This window comes from Shewanella sp. MTB7 (genome assembly GCF_027571385.1).
Taxonomy (GTDB): domain Bacteria; phylum Pseudomonadota; class Gammaproteobacteria; order Enterobacterales; family Shewanellaceae; genus Shewanella.
On record NZ_CP085636.1, the window covers coordinates 5,089,879 to 5,110,289 of the forward strand.

The following is a 20,411-nucleotide window of genomic DNA, read 5'->3' on the forward strand; positions in this document are numbered from 1 at the left end:
CGGCTTTGAGACAACTGATTGTAATTTAGAGGAATAAATGATGGATTTTAAATTAACTGACGAGCAAGAGTTATTCGTTTCTGGTATTCGCGACTTAATGGTGAAAGAGAACTGGGAAAACTACTTCGCAGAGTGTGATGAAAACAGTAAATACCCAGAGCGCTTTGTTAAAGAACTTGCCGAAATGGGGATCGACAGCTTGTTGCTTCCTGAAGAGTACGATGGATTCAATGAAGGCATGGTGACGCTAACGGCAATTTGGGAAGAGCTTGGCCGATTAGGCGCACCAACCTATGTTCTGTACCAGCTACCTGGTATTGCCACAATGCTCAGACACGGAAACCAAGATCAGATCAATAAGATCATGGCACTGCGTGGCACAGGTAAGCAGATGTGGAACTCAGCGATCACTGAGCCAAGTGCAGGTTCTGACGTGGGTAGCTTGTTAACCACTTATAAGAGAAAAGATGGCAAGGTCTATCTAACTGGCAGCAAGTGCTTCATTACCAGTGCCGCCGGCACACCTTATATTGTAGTTATGGCTAAAGATGCCGATTCAGAGAAGCCTATCTTTACTGAGTGGTTTGTCGATATGTCTAAGCCGGGTATCAAGATGAGCAAGCTGCCAAAGCTTGGTCTGAAGATGGACAGCTGCTGTGAGCTGCAGTTTGACGAATTCGAACTAGAAGAATCAGACATGTTCGGCATTGAAGGCAATGGCTTTATGCGCGTTAAAGAGGAGTTTGACTCTGAGCGTTTCTTAGTGGCATTGACTAACTATGGTGCCGCTTACTGTGCATACGAAGATGCAGCAAAGTATGCCAATCAGCGTGTGCAATTTGGTGAGGCTATCGGTCGCTACCAGTTGATCCAAGAAAAATTTGCTCATATGGCTATCAAGCTTAACAGCATGAAAAACATGGTTTATGAAGCAGCTTGGAAGTGCGATAACGGCACGATGACATCGGGTGACTCTGCTATGTGCAAATTTTATTGTGCAAATGCAGGCTTCGAAGTTATCGATTCTGCCATGCAAGTTCTAGGCGGTTACGCAATCGCTGGCGAGCACAGAATCAGCCGTATGTGGCGTGATATTCGTGTAGACCGCGTATCTGGTGGCTCAGACGAGATGCAGATCTTGACCTTAGGTCGTGAAGTGTTGAAACGTTATCGCTAATTTGAGACTGCGATAAAGCAAACTAGGTATTGAGTTGGTGAATACCTAGTTTGAACAGCCCGTTACACCTATTAAATTAATCCTAATTATTACTATTTTCCCGGCGCTATTGCCGTGATGAATTTTTGTTCGAATATAAGAGAGATGGGTATCATGTCAAAAAAATTGTCCACCCCTACGTTTGGTCCTCTTTCTGGTTTGAGAGTGGTGTTTTCTGGTATTGAGATTGCGGGTCCTTTCGCTGCGCAGATGCTTGCAGAATGGGGCGCTGAAGTCATTTGGATTGAAAACGTAGCTTATGCCGATACCATTCGTGTACAACCAAACTACCCTGAATTATCACGTCGTAATCTCCATGCGCTATCGCTGAATATTTTTAAAGATGAAGGCCGTGATGCATTCCTTAAATTAATGGAAACCACCGATATCTTCATTGAAGCCAGTAAAGGTCCGGCATTCGCTCGCCGTGGTATTACTGATGAAGTGCTATGGGAACAGAATAAGAAGTTAGTTATCGCTCACTTGTCTGGTTTCGGCCAGTACGGCACCGATGAATACACAAACTTGCCAGCTTACAATACGATTGCACAGGCGTTCAGTGGCTACCTAATCCAAAACGGTGACGTAGACCAACCGATGCCAGCATTTCCGTACACTGCTGACTATTTCTCTGGGATGACAGCAACCACCTCTGCCCTCGCCGCTTTATACCGAGTGCGTGAAACCGGTATTGGTGAAAGTATTGATATCGCTATGTATGAAGTGATGCTCCGTATGGGTCAGTATTTCATGATGGATCATTTCAATGGCGGCGAAGTTTGTCCACGTATGACCAAAGGTAAAGATCCTTACTACGCAGGTTGTGGCTTATACAAGTGTAAAGATGGCTACATCGTGATGGAACTCGTCGGCGCCATGCAGATTGAAGAGATGTTCAAAGATATGAATATCACTCATCTTTATGGCGGTGAAGAGGTTCCAGAAGGTACACAACTTATTCACCGCGTGGAATGTCCATTCGGCCAACAAGTTGAAGACAGTTTAGATGAATACTTAGCGCAAAAGACGATTGAAGAAGTATTGGCAAGGTTTGCTGAATTGAAAGTCGCCTGCGCAAAAGTACTGACGATTCCTGAGTTAGAAGGCAACCCACAATATATTGCTCGTGAATCGATCACACAGTGGCAAAACATTGATGGAAAAACCTGCAAAGGACCGAACGTAATGCCTAAGTTTAAGAATAACCCAGGTCAGATTTGGCGAGGTATGCCAAAGCACGGTATGGATACCGCTGCAATTTTGGAGAACATTGGTTATTCAGCAGAACAAATTCAGAGCTTAAGTGAAAAAGGTTTAGCGAAAGTATCTGAGAGTAAGTGAGGCTAGAATAATGGATATCGTTGGTAGCAAAACCTTAAGATGCATGTGGGAAGAACGTGCTCGTAAATTTAGTAATAACACAGCCTTGGTTTATGAGGATGCTGCTGGCGATGTCCTAGAATATACTTATAGTCAATTAAATAATGAAATAAATAAAACGGCGAACTTATTTCTCAGCTTAGGTATTAAGCATGGAGATAGAGTAGCGGTGCGGTTGTATAACAGTCCACAATTTATATTCTGCTGGTTTGGATTAGCAAAAGTAGGTGCCATTATTGTGCCTGTTAATTGTCAGTACTTATTTGAAGAAAGTAAATTCATTATTAATAAATGCTCAGTAAAATCCGTCGTTATAGAAGAAGAGTTCCTACCAATCTATACCAGAATGGTTGAGGAAGAAAGTAACTCGATAAATAGTATTCTCGTCACTCGACCGACGAACTCTGAACTACCGAGCTCAATGAACTTCGATAAATTGATAAGTGATCAACCATCAGAACTCACCAAGATGGTCACCATCAGCAGCGACGATGTTGCTGAGATATTATTTACTTCAGGTACAACCTCTCAACCAAAAGGTGTGGAGATCACTCATTGTAATTTGCAGTTTGCGGGCTATTTTACGGCGTGGCAAACCAGCCTGAGATCTGACGATGTCTATTTAACCATGATGCCAAGTTTTCATATCGATTTTCAATGTAATGCCGCGATGGCAGCGTTCACTGTTGGCGCGAAATTGGTGATGTTAGAGAAGTACAGTGCACGCAAATTCTGGAAACAAGTCTGTGATTACAAAGCCACGATCACTCATAGTATGCCGATGATAGTTCGCACCTTGATGTTGCAACCTGTAATGCCGTTTGAACAAAAACATTGCCTACGAGATATGTTGTTTTTTATGCATATTTCAGATCAAGAAAAACAAGACTTTGAAAGCCGATTTAACGTGCAACTCTTTAACTCCTACGGCATGACAGAAACACTCGTCGGATTAATTGGTGATAGCCCTGCTGAAGAGCGTCATTGGCCCTCTATTGGTCGACCAGGTCTTGGATACGAAGCTAAGATTACCGATGACGAAGGCCAAGAGCTTGCTCCAAATGTTATCGGTGATCTCTGGGTAAAAGGAGTCCCCGGTCGAACGATTTTGAAAGGTTACTATCAAGACCCTAAATCGACAGCGGAGGTGCTAAGTCCAGAGGGCTGGCTTTACACCGGTGATAAAGCTTATGTCGATGACAACGGCCTATTTTATTTCGTTGATAGAAAGACAAATATGATTAAGCGTGCTGGTGAAAATATTTCCAGTACTGAAATAGAAAAAGTTTTAATGTCTCATCCTGTTATTCAAGATGCCGCAGTGATTGGTGTGCCTGATTTAATTCGTGATGAAGCGGTAAAAGCATTTGTGATATTTAATGAAGGTCAATCATTAACGGTTGAAGAAATATTAACATACTGCGCTAATAATTTAGCGAAATTTAAAGTCCCATCTTTTGTTGAAATAAAAAAGTCTTTCCCAAGAACTTGTACTTGTAAAGTACAAAAAAAACTTCTTATGTGAAGTTAACCTAATTAGCTTTTTAATAAAAGAGTCCCTAGTGGCTCTATATTGGAGTATTAACATGAGTGAATCACTACACATTACACGTAATGGCGCTATTTTAGAAATTACCCTTGATAGACCAAAAGCCAATGCAATTGATGCAAAAACAAGTTTTGAAATGGGTGAAGCTTTCTTGGCATTTCGCGAAGACCCTGAACTGCGCGTTGCTATCATTACCGGTGCTGGCGAACGCTTTTTCTCTGCGGGTTGGGATCTAAAAGCGGCGGCTGAAGGTGAAGCGCCTGATGCGGATTTTGGCCCAGGTGGCTTTGCTGGTCTAACAGAGATTTTTGATCTCGATAAGCCAGTGATTGCAGCGGTTAATGGTTATGCATTTGGTGGTGGCTTCGAACTTGCGTTAGCGGCAGACATGATTGTGTGTTCTGAAAATGCCAGCTTTGCTTTACCAGAAGCCAAATTAGGCATAGTACCAGACAGTGGTGGAATGTTGCGTCTACCTAAGTTATTGCCACCAGCCATAGTCAATGAACTGATGATGACAGGTCGCGGTATGGGCGCTGAAGAAGCACTTCGTTGGGGTGTGGTAAACCGTGTGGTTGCAAGCGATAAGTTGATGGAAACAGCTCGGGAACTCGCACAGCAAATCGCGCAAGGTGCACCTTTAGCCATTGCCGCAATTAAAGAGATTTATCGCGAAACAGCTGAACTATCAGTCGAAGAAGGTTATCGCCATATTCGTACTGGAAGTTTGAAGAACTACCCTTCAGTTTTACGTTCAGAAGACGCGACAGAGGGTCCATTAGCCTTCTCTGAAAAGCGCGATCCTGTTTGGAAAGGTAGATAGGCTTTAAAGAAAAAATGTTTGATAAGACCTGATATCCACATGAGATATCAGGTTTTATCTTAACTGGTTGTCGGTAGTGAAAGGATGTACAGATGGCATTGAAATTAGAGATGCAAGGGCAAACCTATGGCCCATTTATTAATGACTATACCGCTAGAGATGTCATGCTATTTGCACTGGGATGTGGTGCTGGGAGTGATGGTAAAACTGATTTAGATTATGTCTACGAAAAACAGTTAAAAGTATTGCCTATTTTTGCCGCCACTCAAATTGTGGATGCGGAAGTCACGAAAACCATTGATTATGGCTTTAATTGGGGTGGCTCTTTGCATTGGGGATTTGACCTGCATATTCATCAACCATTACCTATCAACCCCGGCAAGCTGAGTACTAAGGTATTGCTAAAGGGATTGTTCGATCGTGGTGAAGGTCGAGGCTGTTTGGCTCAACATATTGGAGAAACCTTTAATGAGGCTGGCACCAAACTCTTTACCAATGAGAGTTGGGATTGTGCTTTGTTTGACGGTGGTTTTGGTGGACCTAAAGCACCAAGAGATATCGTTGAAATTCCTGAACGCGCACCAGACTTTGAGATAGTAGAGTATATCCCTCTAAACCAAGCGTTGATCTATCGCTTGTCAGGAGATGATCACCCACAACATGTTGACTGGGAATATGCCCAAGAGTTTGGTCACCCTAAGCCTAATTTACACGGAGTCAGTACTGCAGGTGTAGCATGTCGTCATGTGATCCAAGCGATGTTTCCTGGAGAACCTGAACGTTTAACGCGCTTTAAAACACGGTTGACTAAGTCATTGTATCCGGGGGCCACGGTAAAAACTCAAATTTGGAAGTGGGACGATAACAGTATTCACTTCAGAGTCATGGATGCAAACGATTCTGAAATATTTTACCTAAATTTCGGTTTGGTCGAGTGGAAATAAATACGACTAATCCAAGTACCATCTAGTGGGTTGAAGAGTGAATTTGATATGCCGTGTTATGAATTTGAAGGACTAATTCCCGTTGTTGACCCAAGTGCTTATGTCCACCCAACCGCGGTATTAATTGGCGATGTGATTATTGAAGCGGGAGTATATATTGGTCCCAATACGTCACTGCGGGGTAATTATGGTCGCTTGATATTGCAACAAGGTTCCAATCTTCAAGATGGCTGCATCATGCATGGTTATTGCGACATAGATACCATTGTTGAACGAGATGGCCATATTGGTCATGGCGCAATCTTGCATGGTTGCGTGATCAAACGAAATGCACTAGTAGGCATGAATGCCGTAGTGATGGATGGCGCAGTGATTGGAGAAGACAGCATTGTTGCTGCAATGAGCTTTGTTAAAGCTGGGTTTCAAGGGGAGCCCAAGCAACTCTTAATCGGACAACCAGCAAAGGCGGTTCGCACAGTGACGGAGCAGGACTTACATTGGAAGCGGTTAAATACACTAGAGTATCAGATGTTGGTCAATCGCTCTGCAAGCTCTATGAAACCAGTGGCCCCCTTAATACGAGTTGAGATTAACAGGCCTAGGTTAAAAGGGAGCACTGAGGTTCAAACCACTGCACAGAAGACGTCATAGATTTAATGATTAACCACGCCATCTGAATTCCCCAATGCTTATTATTAGACGGTAAATTAACACAATTTAATACTGCAATAGCAAAACTATTATTGAGTTTGCTCACGGTATTAGAGAAGGAAACTAGTATGCAGTTAGATCCCAAAGTGGCACTTTTTTTACAGCAATTGCGTGATTCAGGTGCTCAAGCCTATGAAGATATGACGCCTGCTGAGTCACGCCGTTTAGAGATGAATGAACTGGTTAAAGTCCAAGCCAGTCGCATGCTTGAACCCATTGCCACAATTGAACATAGCTTTATTCCAGGGCCAACAGCGGATCTTCCTATTCGAATATACCGACCAGAAAGCAGTAATACTGACACATTACAGCCCGCGCTCATTTTTATCCATGGCAGTGGCTGGGTCGTGTCTAATATTGAAACTAATGACCATTTTAGCCGAGCCTTGGCGAATCGAACCGGATCGGTGGTGATTGCCATCAATTATCAAAAAGCCCCTGAGCATAAGTTTCCTATTCCTATGGATGATTGCTATGCATCAACACTGTGGATATTTGAACATGCAGCGTTATTGGGGCTTGATGCTAAGCGTATTGGTATTTTTGGCGACAGTGCTGGTGGCAACCTTGCCGCTGCAGTGACCTTAAGATTGCGTGACGAAGCTGGACCAAAACTAGCCTATCAAGTGTTGGTGTACCCAGCAGTACAATATGGTTGGCAAACACCTTCTGCTCTGGCTAATGCTGAAGGTTACCTATTGCAACAAGCAAGTATGAAATATTACTGGAGTCATTATCTTCGTAGCGAAGCGGATGCGAAAAACCCGTACTGCTCGCCATTGGGAGCACAATCCCATAAAGACTTACCTCCAACACTTATCTACACGGCAGAATTCGATCCACTGCGTGACGATGGGTATTTTTATGCACAAAAGCTGCGAACCTGTGGTGTGTCAGTCAAATACCGATGCTATAACGGCGTGATTCATGGATTTATTAAAATGCTTGGGGTATTTGATCAAGCCGAGGAGTTTCTTCAAGAGTTAACTCAAGATCTGAGTAATATTTTAATTAAGTGATTAACACAGAGCCAACTAATGAGATTTAAAACATTAGTAACGATATATTAAACTCACGAAACCATCGTGTTTCGTGAGTTTAATCTTGTTGTAAGAAATTTTATAACTCCATGATAATATATAATGTTTTAATGTGCGCACGATTACATTCTCAACATAAACTCTTGTGCTAATCTCATCAAAATAGTATTGGATTTATGTAGTATAAAATGAATAATAATATTCCATTAAGGGCGTTGCAAATATTTGAGTCATGCGCAAGATTAGAAAGCTGCTCTCTAGCCGCTAATGAATTGAGTATTACGCAAAGTGCGGTATCGCAACAAATTAAACAACTGGAAGACTATTTTTTAGAAAAACTATTTTATCGCAATGCAGGAAAAATAAATCTAACCGATGCAGGTCTAGAACTTAGGCAACGGCTTTCCCCAGTATTTTATGACCTTAACAGTGTTTGTTCTAGCTTAGTACAGACCATGTCTGGTGAGGTTCGAGTTCACTCCTATACCTCTCTTGCAGCTCGCTGGCTAGTACCCAAAATGGAACAGCTTAGAGAACTCTATCCAGAGCTTAATATTAATGTTGGCATGTTTCAAAATGATATTGAAATGAGTGACATGATTGCTGATATTTTTATCGTAACAAGAGAGTCTCAGGATGGTTACACTATCATTCCATTGGTTAAAGAGAAACTAATTGCATTTTGCAGCCCTAAGTACCTTGAGCTTTATAATGAGATAACCCTTGATAATTTAGATCAACATTGTTTACTGTATTCTAAACATAAAGATTATGGTGTTGATTGGGAATCTTGGTTTAGGGATAATAGTTTAGTCACGAGTTCTTCACAGAAAAAAATCATTTTCAACCACAATATGTTAGCGGTTCAAGCAGCCATTTACGGTCAAGGTATTGTATTAGGCTTAGAGCAAACATTAAAAGTCGAACTCGATTCTGGCACCTTAGTTAAATTAGATCTGCCTTCCTGTTATTCAGGATTCACCTATTATATTGCCTATAAGACCTCCAAGAAGCGAGATGCGAGGATCATGACAATTGTCGATTGGATCTATAAAAATTACCCGAGTCTTTTATGATTGTTTATTCTTGTGACAAGATAAAATAATATCGGTAAAAATATTTGGAACTTGCTATCAGGCAAGTTCCAAACAAAGTTAACTCACCCCCCTGTAAGTTGCTGCCACCATGAAAGGGGTTCACCGCAATTCTTAGCTGGGTGATAACTGGCATCCAATGCTGGTAGTGCAATGGAGTTCACGCAGCCAGCCTGTTTCGCAACACCGGTAGTTTTGTCAAAATGGCCATTAACCACACCGCTGATTGGCGTTCTTCTTAAGCTGATCGGTGGGCGAATGCCGAGAAAGTCCAGATACACCGCCATGGCACCACTGCTGCCATAAAGACCAGTCTTGCCATTGTCATCACGGCCCACCCAAATAGCAGCGACGTTACGCTCATCGAACCCGGCAAACCAGGAATCACGAGAGTCATTACTGGTACCAGTTTTACCCGCTAACCTTGTATGTGGGAAAGTTCGTCCAAGTCTGGCTGCCGTGCCGGATTTGACCACTTGAGTCATGGCATATTGTACTAGGTAAGTCGTGCTAGGATTCAAAGCCTCACTCTGCTCCACTCGTTTGACTGGCAAGGGATTATTTTCCATATCCAATACATCTGTAACCGATGACAATCGGCGGTAATGGCCGTTATCGGCGATAGTTTGATAGACCTGAGCAACCATTAATGGTGAGCCATTAACTGCCCCCAGCAGCATTGAAGGATACTCTGATACCTTATCTCTCCATCCCGCCTTATCAAGCGTGGTCGCCACACTACTGACACCTATCGCCATACCTAAGTTGACGGTCGGTACGTTGATCGACTTTTTAAACGCCGTTAACAGTGGCACTTCGCCTCTGAATTTTTTATCGACATTTTGCGGCGACCAACTCTTACCTTGGCCGTTGTTTAAGGTGATAGGTTGATCTTTCAATGGGGTCGCCAATGTGTATTTCGCCGGCTGATTTAGGGCAGTAGCATAGACAAAAGGTTTAATTAATGAACCTATTGGGCGTCTTATCTCAACCGCACGATTATACCCTTTATAACCAGGTGCTTTATCGCCGACCATAGCGGCAATACCGGCTGAATACTTATCTGTTACCACCATACCGACCTGCAGATCCTGATCATTTTTCCCTAAGCGAGCCATGGTCTTCTTCACCGCTTTCTCCGCCGCTTCTTGCGCCATAGGATCGAGTGTAGTGTAAACCTTTATCCCAGACTGCTTTAACAAGGAGTCACCAAAACGTCTAGCCAACTCATGTTGTACCACCGCAAAAAACGCCGGTAACTTTTGATGTACCGGCTTATTAGCACTTCTCAGACCCAAGGGCGATTCAACCGCGGCGGTATATTGCGCAACACTTAGCTTACCGTCCTCCATTAAAAGGCGTAGCACTAAGTCACGACGGTTTGATGCACGCTCTGGATAACGCCATGGGTTGTAATAAGAGGGGCCCTTGATGACGGCAACAAGGAAAGCTTGCTGGGGTAAAGTGAGCTCAGCAATAGGGCGACCAAAATAGAACTGAGAAGCCAAGCCCATGCCATGAACACCACGAGACTTGTCTTGTCCCATGTACACTTCGTTAAGATAAGCCTCTAAAATTTCATCTTTTTCATAGCGGAAATCAATAATGATCGCCATCAAGGCTTCACGGATCTTACGTTCCAAGGAACGTTCACTAGAGAGGAAAAAGTTCTTCGCTAGCTGTTGAGTTAAGGTTGAGCCTCCCTGCACTGTTCGTCCGGCGCTAATGTTAACCATAGCAGCGCGAATAATAGCAAATGGACTCACCCCATGATGTTCATAGAAGTTACGATCTTCAACCAAGATAAGTGAATCGATAATGGGTTGTGGCAGTTTATCTGTCGGCACGAACAAACGATCTTCACCATCGCCCGTGATGATACGATCTAGCAACACAGGCTCAAGATGAAAAACAGCTAATTGTCGTTTGTCTGACGCCCTTGTTACTGAACTGACCCCCTGAGAATCAAAAGCAATCATCACTCTCTGTTCTAGCTGAGATCCCTTTGGATGCAGAAAGGGACGACGCCAGAGATCAACCCGAGTCTTAGATGCGGAAAACTCCCCCACCTGTCTTGGATTGGCCACTTTACGATAACCCAGTAGCTTGAGCTCAGCGATCAACTGAGCATGACTCACGGCAGCCCCTGGGTACAATGCCATTGAGCGGCTAAATACCTGAGCTGGCAGATGCCATTTTTGTCCTTCAAATTTACGTGCTATCACCTGATCCAGATAGATGCCATAACTCAATACAGCCACAAACAAAATAAGCCCTAATTTCCAGCAGATAGACCAGATACGCCGAGCTAATCCAGAGGACGGCCTCTTAGCTGTTTTCGCTGCTTTGGCTTTTGAAGCTCGTTTCTTGGGCGCTGTTTTTTTCACTGCGGCTCCAGAAACTGGTGCCTTACGGGCTGGTTTCTTTGGTGTCTCTTTATCTGTCATCTTTATTCCGAATAATCTATCATGTAGCCAAGACCATTGGTGACAAATAGCCTTGAAAAAAATACTTGGTGCGCTCCTGAAGCTGTTTCAAGGTCGCTTATCTAATCTGAAAACGAATAACTTATCTCTTACCTTTACTACTTTTCATCACTCGTTTTCTGCCCTTACGAATTCTGATTTAAGGTCTTTTTCTTGGTGAAACGGGTCGGCAATGTGTTGGCCGGATCCTCAGGCCACAAATGCTTAGGGTATCGACCTTTCATCTCTTTCTTTACATCAACATAGGGTCCTTGCCAAAAACTGGCCAGATCTGCCGTCAGTGCCAGAGGCCGGTGTGCTGGGGAGAGTAATTCCATGGTCACCGTGAGCTTACCATTAGCGAGTACTGGACTTTGGGCCATCCCCAATGCTTCTTGCAGGCGTACACTTAACAGCGCTCTACCGCCATCATCATAGGTGATGCCAGCTCGAGTGCCGGTCGCCATGGGCCAATGGCAGGGAAAAAGAGCCTCCAATCGCTGTTGATCACTCCACTCGAGCTGATTAAGCAGCAGAGTATAACAGTCAAGGGACTTCAATTGTGACAAGCTTCTGACATCGCTGAGATAGGGGCCAAGCCAATCAGATAATGTATCGATAAGCTGATAGTCACTGATATCAGGCCAATTTGACCCCGTATCGAGTTTAGCCGCTAAGGCAAGCCTATTTTGCAACTGTAGTACCTTGTCATTCATGTTTAACAAACTAAGGCCTTTACTGTGGATCTGCTCGATAATGGCTGATTTGATCTGCTCGGGATCTGGTTTACTCACCGCCGTTTTACTTAAGACTATCTGGCCAATACGCTGTTGAGTTTCGGCGTAAAAACGGCCTTTAGCATCGTCCCAACCACAGTGTTCTTGTTTGGTGACCAAAAACGCGAGTCGATGTTTAAACATCGTTGCATCAATTTGTGCCGCCAAAAACACTCGGCCGCTAGTTCGTCCTTCACTCTCCTGAAAATCGGCGATCACCAGCCAATCAACTGAAGACAAAGCATCATGTTCAGGCAAAGTCACGCCGGTACCGTTAGCCAGAAGATATCCAGAAACACCGCGATTTTTTGCGACTCTATCCGGAAACGCCAACGCAAGCAGCAAGGCGATATCTTCATTAGAGGCCTTAGCAATACAAGCAGACAATTCTGGATTAACCTTTAGTTTTTTCATCCACTGGCGCACCTGCTGCCCCGACTCACCTTGAATCGCCTCTCTGAGATATCCACCGATATCGATGCCATGGCGTCCACGGGATCTAGACTCTAATGTTCCAGCCAAAATACAGGCAAGCCCTGTCAGCTCATGTTCGCCTGAATGCTTAGACAAAGATTTTGCCTTAAGCAGCATGTGCGCCAATCTAGGATGACAACCAAGCTCGTAGGCTTGTCGTCCATGGGAAGTGATTTGTCGCTGTTTATTGACTACCTCAAGCATCTCTAACAGCTGCCAAGCTGCACTTTCATTGGGCTTAGATGCCGCTGTGAGCATGGGCAGTTCAGCAAGGGATTTGACTCCCCAGCAAGCAGCATCAAGTACCATAGGGATGAGATCTGAATGCACTATCTCTGGCTCATCGGCTTTGAGTAATCTGCCCTGCTCCTCTTGACTCCAAAGGCGCAGGCAATAACCAGGGGCTAAACGGCCAGCACGGCCACAACGTTGAGCTGCAGATGCCTGACTAATACGCTTTAGGGACAAACGCGTCACACCGGTTCTGGCATTGAAGCTCGCCTGTCGCTTATAGCCAGAATCGACCACCATAGTGATCCCATCTATGGTCAAACTCGACTCGGCCACGTTAGTTGACAACACCACTTTACGCTTGCCATCAGTGGCAGCGGCAATCGCTCGGTCTTGCACCCTTGGTGGTAGGCTGCCATAGAGTGGACATATTGAAAACTGATTGAGATCCAGGCGACTGCTTAGGAACTCCTGCAGCTTCATTATTTCCCCTTGCCCAGGAAGAAATGCCAACAAAGAGCCATGACTATATTGGCTAAGCTGACAGTCATCATTGAGTAGCTCCACGATGCATCGGCCCATATGCTCAATCCAGTGATGCGGTGAACGATTCTTTTGCGGCGAAGTGCATGCACGATAAGCGAGCTCAACGGGAAAACTGCGGCCTTCACTTTTTAATGAGATAGCATTAGGCATTAACTCAGTTAACGACAAACCGGAAAGCGTAGCCGACATAGCTAAAATCTTAAGATCTTCACGAAATGAGCCTTGGATTTCAAGTGCCAGCGCAAGGCCAAGATCTGTGGTCAGATGCCGTTCATGGATCTCATCGAAAATGATCATCTCGATCCCGCTCAACTCAGGATCTTGTTGGATCATTCGCGTTAAGATCCCTTCAGTGACGATCTCTAATCGGGTCGATGCCTGACTACGAGATTCACCACGCACCCGGTAGCCCACCTCTTCACCTACTTTGCAGCCTCGTTGGCTAGCAATGTAGTGAGCGACACTTCTGGCTGCGACACGCCTAGGCTCGAGCATTAAGATTTTGCCCTTAAGCTCATCCCAATCCAACATAGCTAAAGGTAGCGCGGTAGATTTACCAGCACCAGTGGGCGCTTCTAATATCACTTGATGATGCTGACTGAAGGCTTCTCTTAGCGGAGTAAGCAGGCTTAGTACGGGTAGCTGATCCAATGGAAATCGTATCTCAAAATCACTTTGACCCAGTGTACTAACGATTACCCCATAAGTGAATTAGCATGTGATGATGAAATGGATTAATGATGGTATAACTGGCTTATTGGAACTGACAAGCACTCTAAATGATGAAAAGACTCTTCCTCGGTATTGCACCGACACACGCTCAACACTCTCAATTATCTACCCTGCAAGCGGAGCTGAACATTGACGGTAAAAAAGTGAGTCCGAGTAATTTCCATATGACCTTAGCGTTTCTAGGATCTCTGGACATACATAGCCAATATCAACTGCAGCATATGCTAGATACCCGACATAGCTCTTCAGCACGCTGCTGGCCAGCATTCAGTGTCACCCTAGACACACTTACCCTGTTTAGAAAACCTCAAGTGCTCTGCTTATCAGGGAAAGTCGAGGACCCATGTCTACAACTCATCATCGATGATTGTCGTACTCTCATGCAGCAAATAGCAATGAATACAGCTGTCAGAGAAAAGACCCAGGGGGGCAACAATGTAGTTCAACAAGAGCAGCCTACAACATTTATTCCCCATATCAGTTTATTCAGAAAAGCCAAATACCTACCTGAGCAACGTCCTCCTTTTTCACTCACTTTGACACCAAAGAAAGTACACCTTTATGTTTCGACCAGTAGTCCCTCAGGCGTCGAATATCAAATATTGCAGTCTTGGGTCTTAACCGACAATTTTAGATAAAAAAAATGCTGCCGATTAAGGCAGAAAATTGAAGAACTTTTACTTTATACCGATTGGTATTTATATTGATTCCCTCTGCCATCAGTACCCAAAATAGAGAACTAACCATGGCGCTTGTCTCATTCGGAGATAGCAGTGAATTTCAATGTCATATTGATATCATGACGCTAAATAATTAGCTACAGATAAACTTTGAAAGACATTGAAAAACTTTGAATGGAGCTAAAATCACTTAAAAATAATAACTTAAGCCATAAGTTCATAGTTATAACAGGACTTACATCAATATTATGCTCATGAAATACCTATCTTCTCGATATCATTATCAGAATGACCATCGATCCATAACATTCGTCTTATCGTTTCAGGAGAATGACTGGAGAGCATTCCAGTCGAATTGTTCATTTTGTTAGTCGCTGGAAAGGTAAAAAAGGAGGGCATGAAATGATAATTAAACAACAAGATGGCAATAAAACTCAGTAGCAAAAATATAACAATAAGATTTCCTTTTTGGATCAATAATCGAGCAAATAGAGTAACCGTTTCTTTATTATCCCGTCTGGGAGATGACCCACTTAGAATCGCTGTACCATCGGAAATGTCAGACTCACCAACATGCACATCAAGCTTAGTTTTATAGAACTCCGACATAGGCCCCTCACTGAATAATCTAGGCTCCATCGTTACAGCTCGAGGTCTCTCAAGTAGTGAGTTTTGACTACAAAGCTGCAGTCCCAACTCTTTAGATAATCGATAACCACGACCATGAACGGTTTGAATTATCGACACCTCACAGCCAGCTTGCTTAAACAGCTTGCGGGTATTAGACACTAATTTAGCAAGAGACATATCCGAAACCACAGTATTGGGCCAAATATAATCCAGACACTGCTGTTTACCGCAATGAGCAGGATAATACTCAATAAGTAATCTGAACAGCAAAAAAAAGCGCTCATCGAGTTGAACTAGCTCTCTGCCAATCAGCAACTCCAATGTTTTGGTATTAATACTAAATTCATCAAAACGAGTATACATAAGCGGTCTCATTCCCTTGAGCTTGTCATGAATGTTCGGTAAACGAGCGATCTCTTAAATACCGGACGAATTAAATTAATTTAACAATTATGCAACAATAAGCAGCAATGGACTATCCACTATAAGTTTGATAATCCATAAAAAAAGTAGGGTTTTAGGAAGGGAATAGTCGATCCTACTAAGGAAAAAATACGACCTTATATTGAACTTTCCTCAGCACTTAGCACTTTACGTTCAACTTTATTGATCTTTATCGAACTAAACGTTAGGCATGTAGCGAGTCAGATATTGGAGAAGGAGGAATATCTCCCTTTCGTCATCTCTAACTCGCTGCGACAAACTGCGATCTACAGCACCAAGCTTATAAGTCGCGAGCTCAAGACAAAGCTAGACAGCCCCCAACTACGAGTTACCGCCCGGCACTCGTAGTTCCCAGGTAAAATCTTTTTAGTCCTGCAGTAACGCAGTGATGGTCAGCATGCCATGAGTCGTGCCACCTGCCGCCCACAAAGAGTTAGGAGAGTCTGCAAAAGCCGATGACAAATCCATATGCAACCAGTTCACTTCAGGTGAAACAAAACGCCAAAGGAAACCAGCCGCATTAGATGCACCACCAGCCCCACCGCCCTTCATCGGACGACTATTGGCCGTATCGGCGTAAGCCGACGGACACATATCTCTATGCCAAGGATCTAACGGCAATGGCCAAACTCGCTCACCGACCTCTGAAGCCTTTGCTTGAACCATGGTGAGTACTTCGCTTTGTGGAGAGAAGATGGCGTTGTAGTTAGTGCCTACAGCCATCACAGCCGCTCCCGTTAAGGTTGCAGCGTCGATAACTAAAGGCGCACCGGTTTCACACGCAGCTTGCAGGCCATCGGCCAATACCAAACGTCCCTCTGCATCTGTGTTAACCACTTCCACTGAAACCCCATTCTTGTAAGTGAGAACATCACCTAGCTTATAAGCATGACCACTAATCAGGTTCTCAGCACAACAGAGAAACAGCTTAACGCGTTTATTCAATCCCTGCTTCATCGCAAGACCCAGAGCCGCAGTCACTGTCGCCGCCCCGCCCATGTCGCATTTCATGCCTAACATGCCTTCACTCGACTTGATACTGTAACCACCAGAGTCGAACGTGATCCCTTTACCCACAAGTGCAACTGATACTGGTGCATCATCACCCAAAGGGTTGTAATCGAGTTCAAGCATAGCCGGTGGACGCTCACTGCCACGACCGACGGCATGAATACCTACCCACTTTTCCTCTAACAGTTGAGCACCTTCGATAATACGGTAAGTGACCTTCTCCCCACCGATTTCAGACAACCAATGAGCAGCTAAGATGGCCAACTTTACCGGTGCAAGATTTTCCGGGGTTTCATTAATTAAATCCCGCGCAAAACTGGCACTTGAAAGACGATGTGTCAGCTCAAGCTGAGTCGCTTCATCTCCGGTCCAAATGATTTCAGGAACAAACTTTGCTGTGGCAAAACCTTGTGCTAAAGACCATTGAGAGTGCAGATCCCACAACTCTCCCTCTAAAGACAGCCTAGCGAGTCCAAGGTTTCTCAGTTTACGAGCTGCCAGTTGGATTTGACGAAGTTCATCCCCACCTTGAAGGTGGATAACAGCCTTATTATTTTGAAAAGTGACATCTGCACTGCCCCAATGGGCCGCTGGAGCATCTTTAGTCAGGCTCACTACCATTAAATCTGTCATGCCTATATCCTTATCTACTGATATTTCTTATAAATGGATTCGAACATTGTCAGAAAGTGTACTGCAATGAAGCGAATACCTAAAGGTATCTCCTTGAATATCAGACTGCTTTGTTAAAAAGCAATTTATCGATAAAGAGGGATTGATACCAATCAGTATAAAGATTTGATCGCTCAGCGAGAATTTAACGGTCCTGAGGCAAGGTCATTAATTGCTCCTGCATTAACGACATTCAGAACATCCATGTTCTTTGCAACGAGTGAAGAGCATAGTTATTCTACGGTTAAGCTCGTTAACACAGCATCAGAACCGCTAAAACTCGCCTGTAAGGCGTGTTTTTGGCTGCCTACTTCTGTGTTGAATGAACTTACAAGGGAACAACCATTCCATCATCCATTCGCCTCGAATTAGTTTGCCAAAAACACTCTGAGTAGATCAACTGCTTATACTGATTGGTATGAATTGACAATGACTTGAGCTTTACTGCTAATCTAACCCTACTATTCATTGCCAATGAGTTTATGCATGCTTTTTACTCCGCCCTTTGAACAGGGAATACTACTCAAACGTTATAAACGCTTCCTAACCGACATACGTTTAAGTGATGGCAGTGAAGTGACCATTCACTGCCCAAACACGGGTTCTATGAGGAACTGCCTTTTTGAAGGTGAAAAAGTGTGGTTTTCAACATCTGATAATCCTAAGCGAAAATATTCAAGAACCTGGGAGCAAGCACAGTCTGACAAAGGAGACATAATAGGTATCAATACGGGGCGTGCAAATCAACTGGCCGAAGATGCCATAAAATCGGGAATGGTCACTGAAATTCAGGGTTATAGCAAGCTCAAGCGAGAAGTAAAATACGGCAGTGAAAATAGCCGTATCGATATTCTATTGAGTGACGATGACACCCATGAATCTCCCAAGCCCCATTGTTATGTTGAAGTAAAAAGCTGCACCTTGCTGGAAGACGGTAAAGGTTACTTTCCCGATGCTGTCACCACTCGAGGACAGAAACACCTGCGAGAGTTGATGGAAATGGTCTCATTAGGTCATCGTGCAGTGCTCCTGTTCGTGGTTCAGCATACCGGTATTGAGTCGGTTCAAGCGGCAAAACACATAGATCCTGATTACGCAAACTTGCTCAATCAGGCCCATAAAGCTGGCGTAGAAATATTAGCCTATTGTGCAGAAATGTCGCCAAATCAGGCCTCCTTGATTAAATCATGCCCTGTCAAACTTTAATTCACCCCTAAAAGTTGAATTAATTGAGAATAGGGGACATAGTCAAAGAATATCGATAAACGGAAACAAAAAGTTTGCTTGGTTTATCTCTTTCTGATATAGATAGCGCCCGTAAAATACAAGCGCCCAATAAAGCAAACGATTAACAGGAGATGGGTTATGCCAATAGGCACTAAAAAACTTGGCGTGCTCGCTATCGCAGGTGTAGAACCTTACCAGGAAAAGCCTGGTGAAGAGTATATGAACGCTGCTCAGCTGGGTCACTTCAGAACGATTCTGGACGCTTGGCGAAATCAATTGCGTGAAGAGGTCGACCGTACTCTTAACCATATGCAAGATGAAGCCGCAAACTTCCCAGATCCTGTCGACCGTGCAGCTCAGGAAGAGGAGTTCAGTCTTGAACTTCGTGCTCGTGATAGAGAACGTAAGCTGATTAAAAAGATCGAGAAAACACTTCAGAAAATTGAAGAAGATGATTTCGGATTCTGTGATTCTTGCGGAATAGAAATTGGTATCCGTAGACTCGAAGCACGTCCAACAGCCGATCAATGTATCGATTGTAAGACACTTGCGGAGATCAAAGAAAAGCAGATGGCTGGTTAATCTGTCTTTTAATGATGCAAAGTAAGCGGGGCTATCATAGCTCCGCATACTTGACTCTAACGTTCAGTCGTTCTCTCTTCGTTTTTCTCTCTATAAACTTCCAACGAAATACTTCCAACTAACTCAGTCACAGGTATCGTCATGTTGAGCCAACAGAAATATATCGATGCAACTAAAGCTCCGACAACCTATATTGGCCGTTTCGCTCCCTCTCCGTCTGGACCTTTACATTTTGGCTCCTTAGTCGCTGCACTGGGAAGCTACCTAAGAGCACGTTCACAAAAAGGAAAGTGGTTGGTCCGCATCGAAGATATCGATCCACCCAGAGAGATCCCTAACGCAGCCCAAAATATATTACATACCTTAATGGCCTATGGCTTAACATGGGATGGTGAAGTTCTGTACCAAAGCCAGCGTGTTGAGGCCTATCAAGCAAAAATCGAACACTTACTCTCTGAAGACCTCGCCTACTATTGCCAATGCACCCGTAAACAGATTCAAACGATGGGTGGCACCTATGATGGTCGCTGCGGTCGACTCGAAATCCCACATACCCAAGGTGCTATCAGGATCCGCAACTCTGTGGCAGCTAACCATTTTCGAGATCTGCACATGGGTGAAGTGATGTTAGATTCAGACTTTTCCGCTGAAGATTTCATTATCAAACGTAGTGATGGTCTCTATGCCTACCAACTTGCTGTGGTGATGGATGATGCCTATCAGGGGATCACTGAAGTGGTTCGTGGGTGCGACCTGCTTATTCCTACCGGCAGACAGATAAGCTTATTTAGCCAATTTAAATATAACGTCCCACTCTGGTTACACCTACCTTTAGTGTGTGATGCTCCAGGGAAGAAACTCTCTAAGCAGAACCACGCCCCAGCTATCGACACTCTCAAACCTCAGGCAAGCCTAAATGCTGCACTCATTTTTTTAGGTCAACAGTCCATTCCAGAGCAAGCTGACATTCACGTTATGCTAACGCAAGCTGTGGCTCAATTTGATCTCAATACCATCCCCAAACAGGCTGAAATCATTCTTTAAGCGTTAATTCCACCATAAAAGTACTCACATGTTCAATATCTGCCACCGAGCTGGTGGTTCTATATACTCATTCTCCCTTATTTGAGTTATCATAGCGGCCTTATTGCAACCCATACTCAGTGCTATGTTCGAGGTGTCCC

16 protein-coding genes are annotated in these 20,411 nt (G+C 44.0%); 12 read left to right on the forward strand and 4 right to left on the reverse strand.

All coding sequences use genetic code 11. The annotated features are described in order from the left end of the window. Positions 1 to 37: 37 nt before the first annotated feature. The 8 genes from caiA to HWQ47_RS22135 all read left to right on the forward strand — a co-directional run bounded on the left by caiA (position 38) and on the right by HWQ47_RS22135 (position 8,739). Positions 38 to 1,177 (forward strand): crotonobetainyl-CoA dehydrogenase, encoded by a 1,140-nt coding sequence (caiA, locus tag HWQ47_RS22100; protein WP_442802039.1) that lies wholly within the window; start codon positions 38 to 40, stop codon positions 1,175 to 1,177. A 153-nt stretch (positions 1,178 to 1,330) separates the two neighbouring features. After that, the gene (caiB, locus tag HWQ47_RS22105; protein WP_269968155.1) at positions 1,331 to 2,557 is read left to right on the forward strand and encodes an L-carnitine CoA-transferase; all 1,227 of its coding nucleotides are present in this window, start codon (positions 1,331 to 1,333) and stop codon (positions 2,555 to 2,557) included. 10 nt (positions 2,558 to 2,567) lie between these two features. Further along, positions 2,568 to 4,121: a crotonobetaine/carnitine-CoA ligase gene (gene caiC, locus HWQ47_RS22110; RefSeq protein WP_269968156.1), complete on the forward strand. Its 1,554-nt coding sequence runs from the start codon at positions 2,568 to 2,570 to the stop codon at positions 4,119 to 4,121. Between the two features lie 61 nt (positions 4,122 to 4,182). Beyond that, positions 4,183 to 4,968 (forward strand): crotonobetainyl-CoA hydratase, encoded by a 786-nt coding sequence (gene caiD, locus HWQ47_RS22115; RefSeq protein WP_269968157.1) that lies wholly within the window; start codon positions 4,183 to 4,185, stop codon positions 4,966 to 4,968. Between the two features lie 92 nt (positions 4,969 to 5,060). After that, positions 5,061 to 5,912, forward strand: a complete 852-nt coding sequence (locus HWQ47_RS22120) for a MaoC/PaaZ C-terminal domain-containing protein (RefSeq protein ID WP_269968158.1) — start codon at positions 5,061 to 5,063, stop codon at positions 5,910 to 5,912. Positions 5,913 to 5,960: 48 nt separating this feature from the next. Beyond that, positions 5,961 to 6,563: a carnitine operon protein CaiE gene (gene caiE, locus HWQ47_RS22125; RefSeq protein ID WP_269968159.1), complete on the forward strand. Its 603-nt coding sequence runs from the start codon at positions 5,961 to 5,963 to the stop codon at positions 6,561 to 6,563. Positions 6,564 to 6,691: 128 nt separating this feature from the next. Next, positions 6,692 to 7,642 carry an alpha/beta hydrolase gene (locus tag HWQ47_RS22130; protein ID WP_269968160.1) on the forward strand — a complete coding sequence of 317 codons (951 nt, stop codon included), beginning with the start codon at positions 6,692 to 6,694 and terminating at the stop codon, positions 7,640 to 7,642. Positions 7,643 to 7,851: 209 nt separating this feature from the next. Next, positions 7,852 to 8,739, forward strand: a complete 888-nt coding sequence (locus tag HWQ47_RS22135; RefSeq protein ID WP_269968161.1) for a LysR substrate-binding domain-containing protein — start codon at positions 7,852 to 7,854, stop codon at positions 8,737 to 8,739. Positions 8,740 to 8,822: 83 nt separating this feature from the next. Here HWQ47_RS22135 and mrcB read toward each other — a convergent pair whose 3' ends face one another. Beyond that, positions 8,823 to 11,204, reverse strand: coding sequence for a penicillin-binding protein 1B (gene mrcB, locus HWQ47_RS22140; protein ID WP_269968162.1), 2,382 nt, complete (start codon positions 11,202 to 11,204; stop codon positions 8,823 to 8,825). Between the two features lie 164 nt (positions 11,205 to 11,368). Next, a complete protein-coding gene (hrpB, locus tag HWQ47_RS22145; RefSeq protein ID WP_269968163.1) occupies positions 11,369 to 13,900 on the reverse strand; it encodes an ATP-dependent helicase HrpB in 2,532 nt (843 codons plus the stop codon). A 128-nt stretch (positions 13,901 to 14,028) separates the two neighbouring features. Here hrpB and HWQ47_RS22150 point away from each other — a divergent pair, with 128 nt between their 5' ends. Then, positions 14,029 to 14,619, forward strand: coding sequence for a 2'-5' RNA ligase family protein (locus HWQ47_RS22150; protein WP_269968164.1), 591 nt, complete (start codon positions 14,029 to 14,031; stop codon positions 14,617 to 14,619). Between the two features lie 294 nt (positions 14,620 to 14,913). Here the strand turns inward: HWQ47_RS22150 and HWQ47_RS22155 are convergent, their stop codons facing one another. Together HWQ47_RS22155 and pepB are read right to left on the reverse strand one after the other, a co-directional pair. Next, the gene (locus HWQ47_RS22155; protein ID WP_269968165.1) at positions 14,914 to 15,654 is read right to left on the reverse strand and encodes a winged helix-turn-helix domain-containing protein; all 741 of its coding nucleotides are present in this window, start codon (positions 15,652 to 15,654) and stop codon (positions 14,914 to 14,916) included. 447 nt (positions 15,655 to 16,101) lie between these two features. Next, positions 16,102 to 17,379 (reverse strand): aminopeptidase PepB, encoded by a 1,278-nt coding sequence (gene pepB / locus HWQ47_RS22160; protein ID WP_269968166.1) that lies wholly within the window; start codon positions 17,377 to 17,379, stop codon positions 16,102 to 16,104. 525 nt (positions 17,380 to 17,904) lie between these two features. On the opposite strand from pepB, the gene sfsA reads away from it, so the two are divergent. The 3 genes from sfsA (at position 17,905) to gluQRS (ending at position 20,271) form a co-directional block, all read left to right on the forward strand. Continuing rightward, complete coding sequence (gene sfsA / locus HWQ47_RS22165; RefSeq protein WP_269968167.1) at positions 17,905 to 18,624, forward strand: DNA/RNA nuclease SfsA; 720 nt, start codon at positions 17,905 to 17,907, stop codon at positions 18,622 to 18,624. A 159-nt stretch (positions 18,625 to 18,783) separates the two neighbouring features. Next, on the forward strand, positions 18,784 to 19,227 hold the full coding sequence (gene dksA, locus HWQ47_RS22170) for an RNA polymerase-binding protein DksA (RefSeq protein ID WP_269968168.1): 444 nt from the start codon (positions 18,784 to 18,786) through the stop codon (positions 19,225 to 19,227). Between the two features lie 141 nt (positions 19,228 to 19,368). Beyond that, complete coding sequence (gluQRS, locus tag HWQ47_RS22175) at positions 19,369 to 20,271, forward strand: tRNA glutamyl-Q(34) synthetase GluQRS (RefSeq protein WP_269968169.1); 903 nt, start codon at positions 19,369 to 19,371, stop codon at positions 20,269 to 20,271. The last annotated feature ends 140 nt before the right edge of the window (positions 20,272 to 20,411 follow it).

What these genes read in the sequence shown, in the direction of transcription:
- caiA (WP_442802039.1), top strand. Translation starts at nt 38, where the DNA reads ATGATGGATTTTAAATTAACTGACGAGCAAGAGTTATTCGTTTCTGGT.
- caiB (WP_269968155.1), top strand. Translation starts at nt 1,331, where the DNA reads ATGTCAAAAAAATTGTCCACCCCTACGTTTGGTCCTCTTTCTGGTTTG.
- caiC (WP_269968156.1), top strand. Translation starts at nt 2,568, where the DNA reads ATGGATATCGTTGGTAGCAAAACCTTAAGATGCATGTGGGAAGAACGT.
- caiD (WP_269968157.1), top strand. Translation starts at nt 4,183, where the DNA reads ATGAGTGAATCACTACACATTACACGTAATGGCGCTATTTTAGAAATT.
- HWQ47_RS22120 (WP_269968158.1), top strand. Translation starts at nt 5,061, where the DNA reads ATGGCATTGAAATTAGAGATGCAAGGGCAAACCTATGGCCCATTTATT.
- caiE (WP_269968159.1), top strand. Translation starts at nt 5,961, where the DNA reads ATGCCGTGTTATGAATTTGAAGGACTAATTCCCGTTGTTGACCCAAGT.
- HWQ47_RS22130 (WP_269968160.1), top strand. Translation starts at nt 6,692, where the DNA reads ATGCAGTTAGATCCCAAAGTGGCACTTTTTTTACAGCAATTGCGTGAT.
- HWQ47_RS22135 (WP_269968161.1), top strand. Translation starts at nt 7,852, where the DNA reads ATGAATAATAATATTCCATTAAGGGCGTTGCAAATATTTGAGTCATGC.
- mrcB (WP_269968162.1), bottom strand. Translation starts at nt 11,204, where the DNA reads ATGACAGATAAAGAGACACCAAAGAAACCAGCCCGTAAGGCACCAGTT.
- HWQ47_RS22150 (WP_269968164.1), top strand. Translation starts at nt 14,029, where the DNA reads ATGATGAAAAGACTCTTCCTCGGTATTGCACCGACACACGCTCAACAC.
- HWQ47_RS22155 (WP_269968165.1), bottom strand. Translation starts at nt 15,654, where the DNA reads ATGTATACTCGTTTTGATGAATTTAGTATTAATACCAAAACATTGGAG.
- pepB (WP_269968166.1), bottom strand. Translation starts at nt 17,379, where the DNA reads ATGACAGATTTAATGGTAGTGAGCCTGACTAAAGATGCTCCAGCGGCC.
- sfsA (WP_269968167.1), top strand. Translation starts at nt 17,905, where the DNA reads ATGCTTTTTACTCCGCCCTTTGAACAGGGAATACTACTCAAACGTTAT.
- dksA (WP_269968168.1), top strand. Translation starts at nt 18,784, where the DNA reads ATGCCAATAGGCACTAAAAAACTTGGCGTGCTCGCTATCGCAGGTGTA.
- gluQRS (WP_269968169.1), top strand. Translation starts at nt 19,369, where the DNA reads ATGTTGAGCCAACAGAAATATATCGATGCAACTAAAGCTCCGACAACC.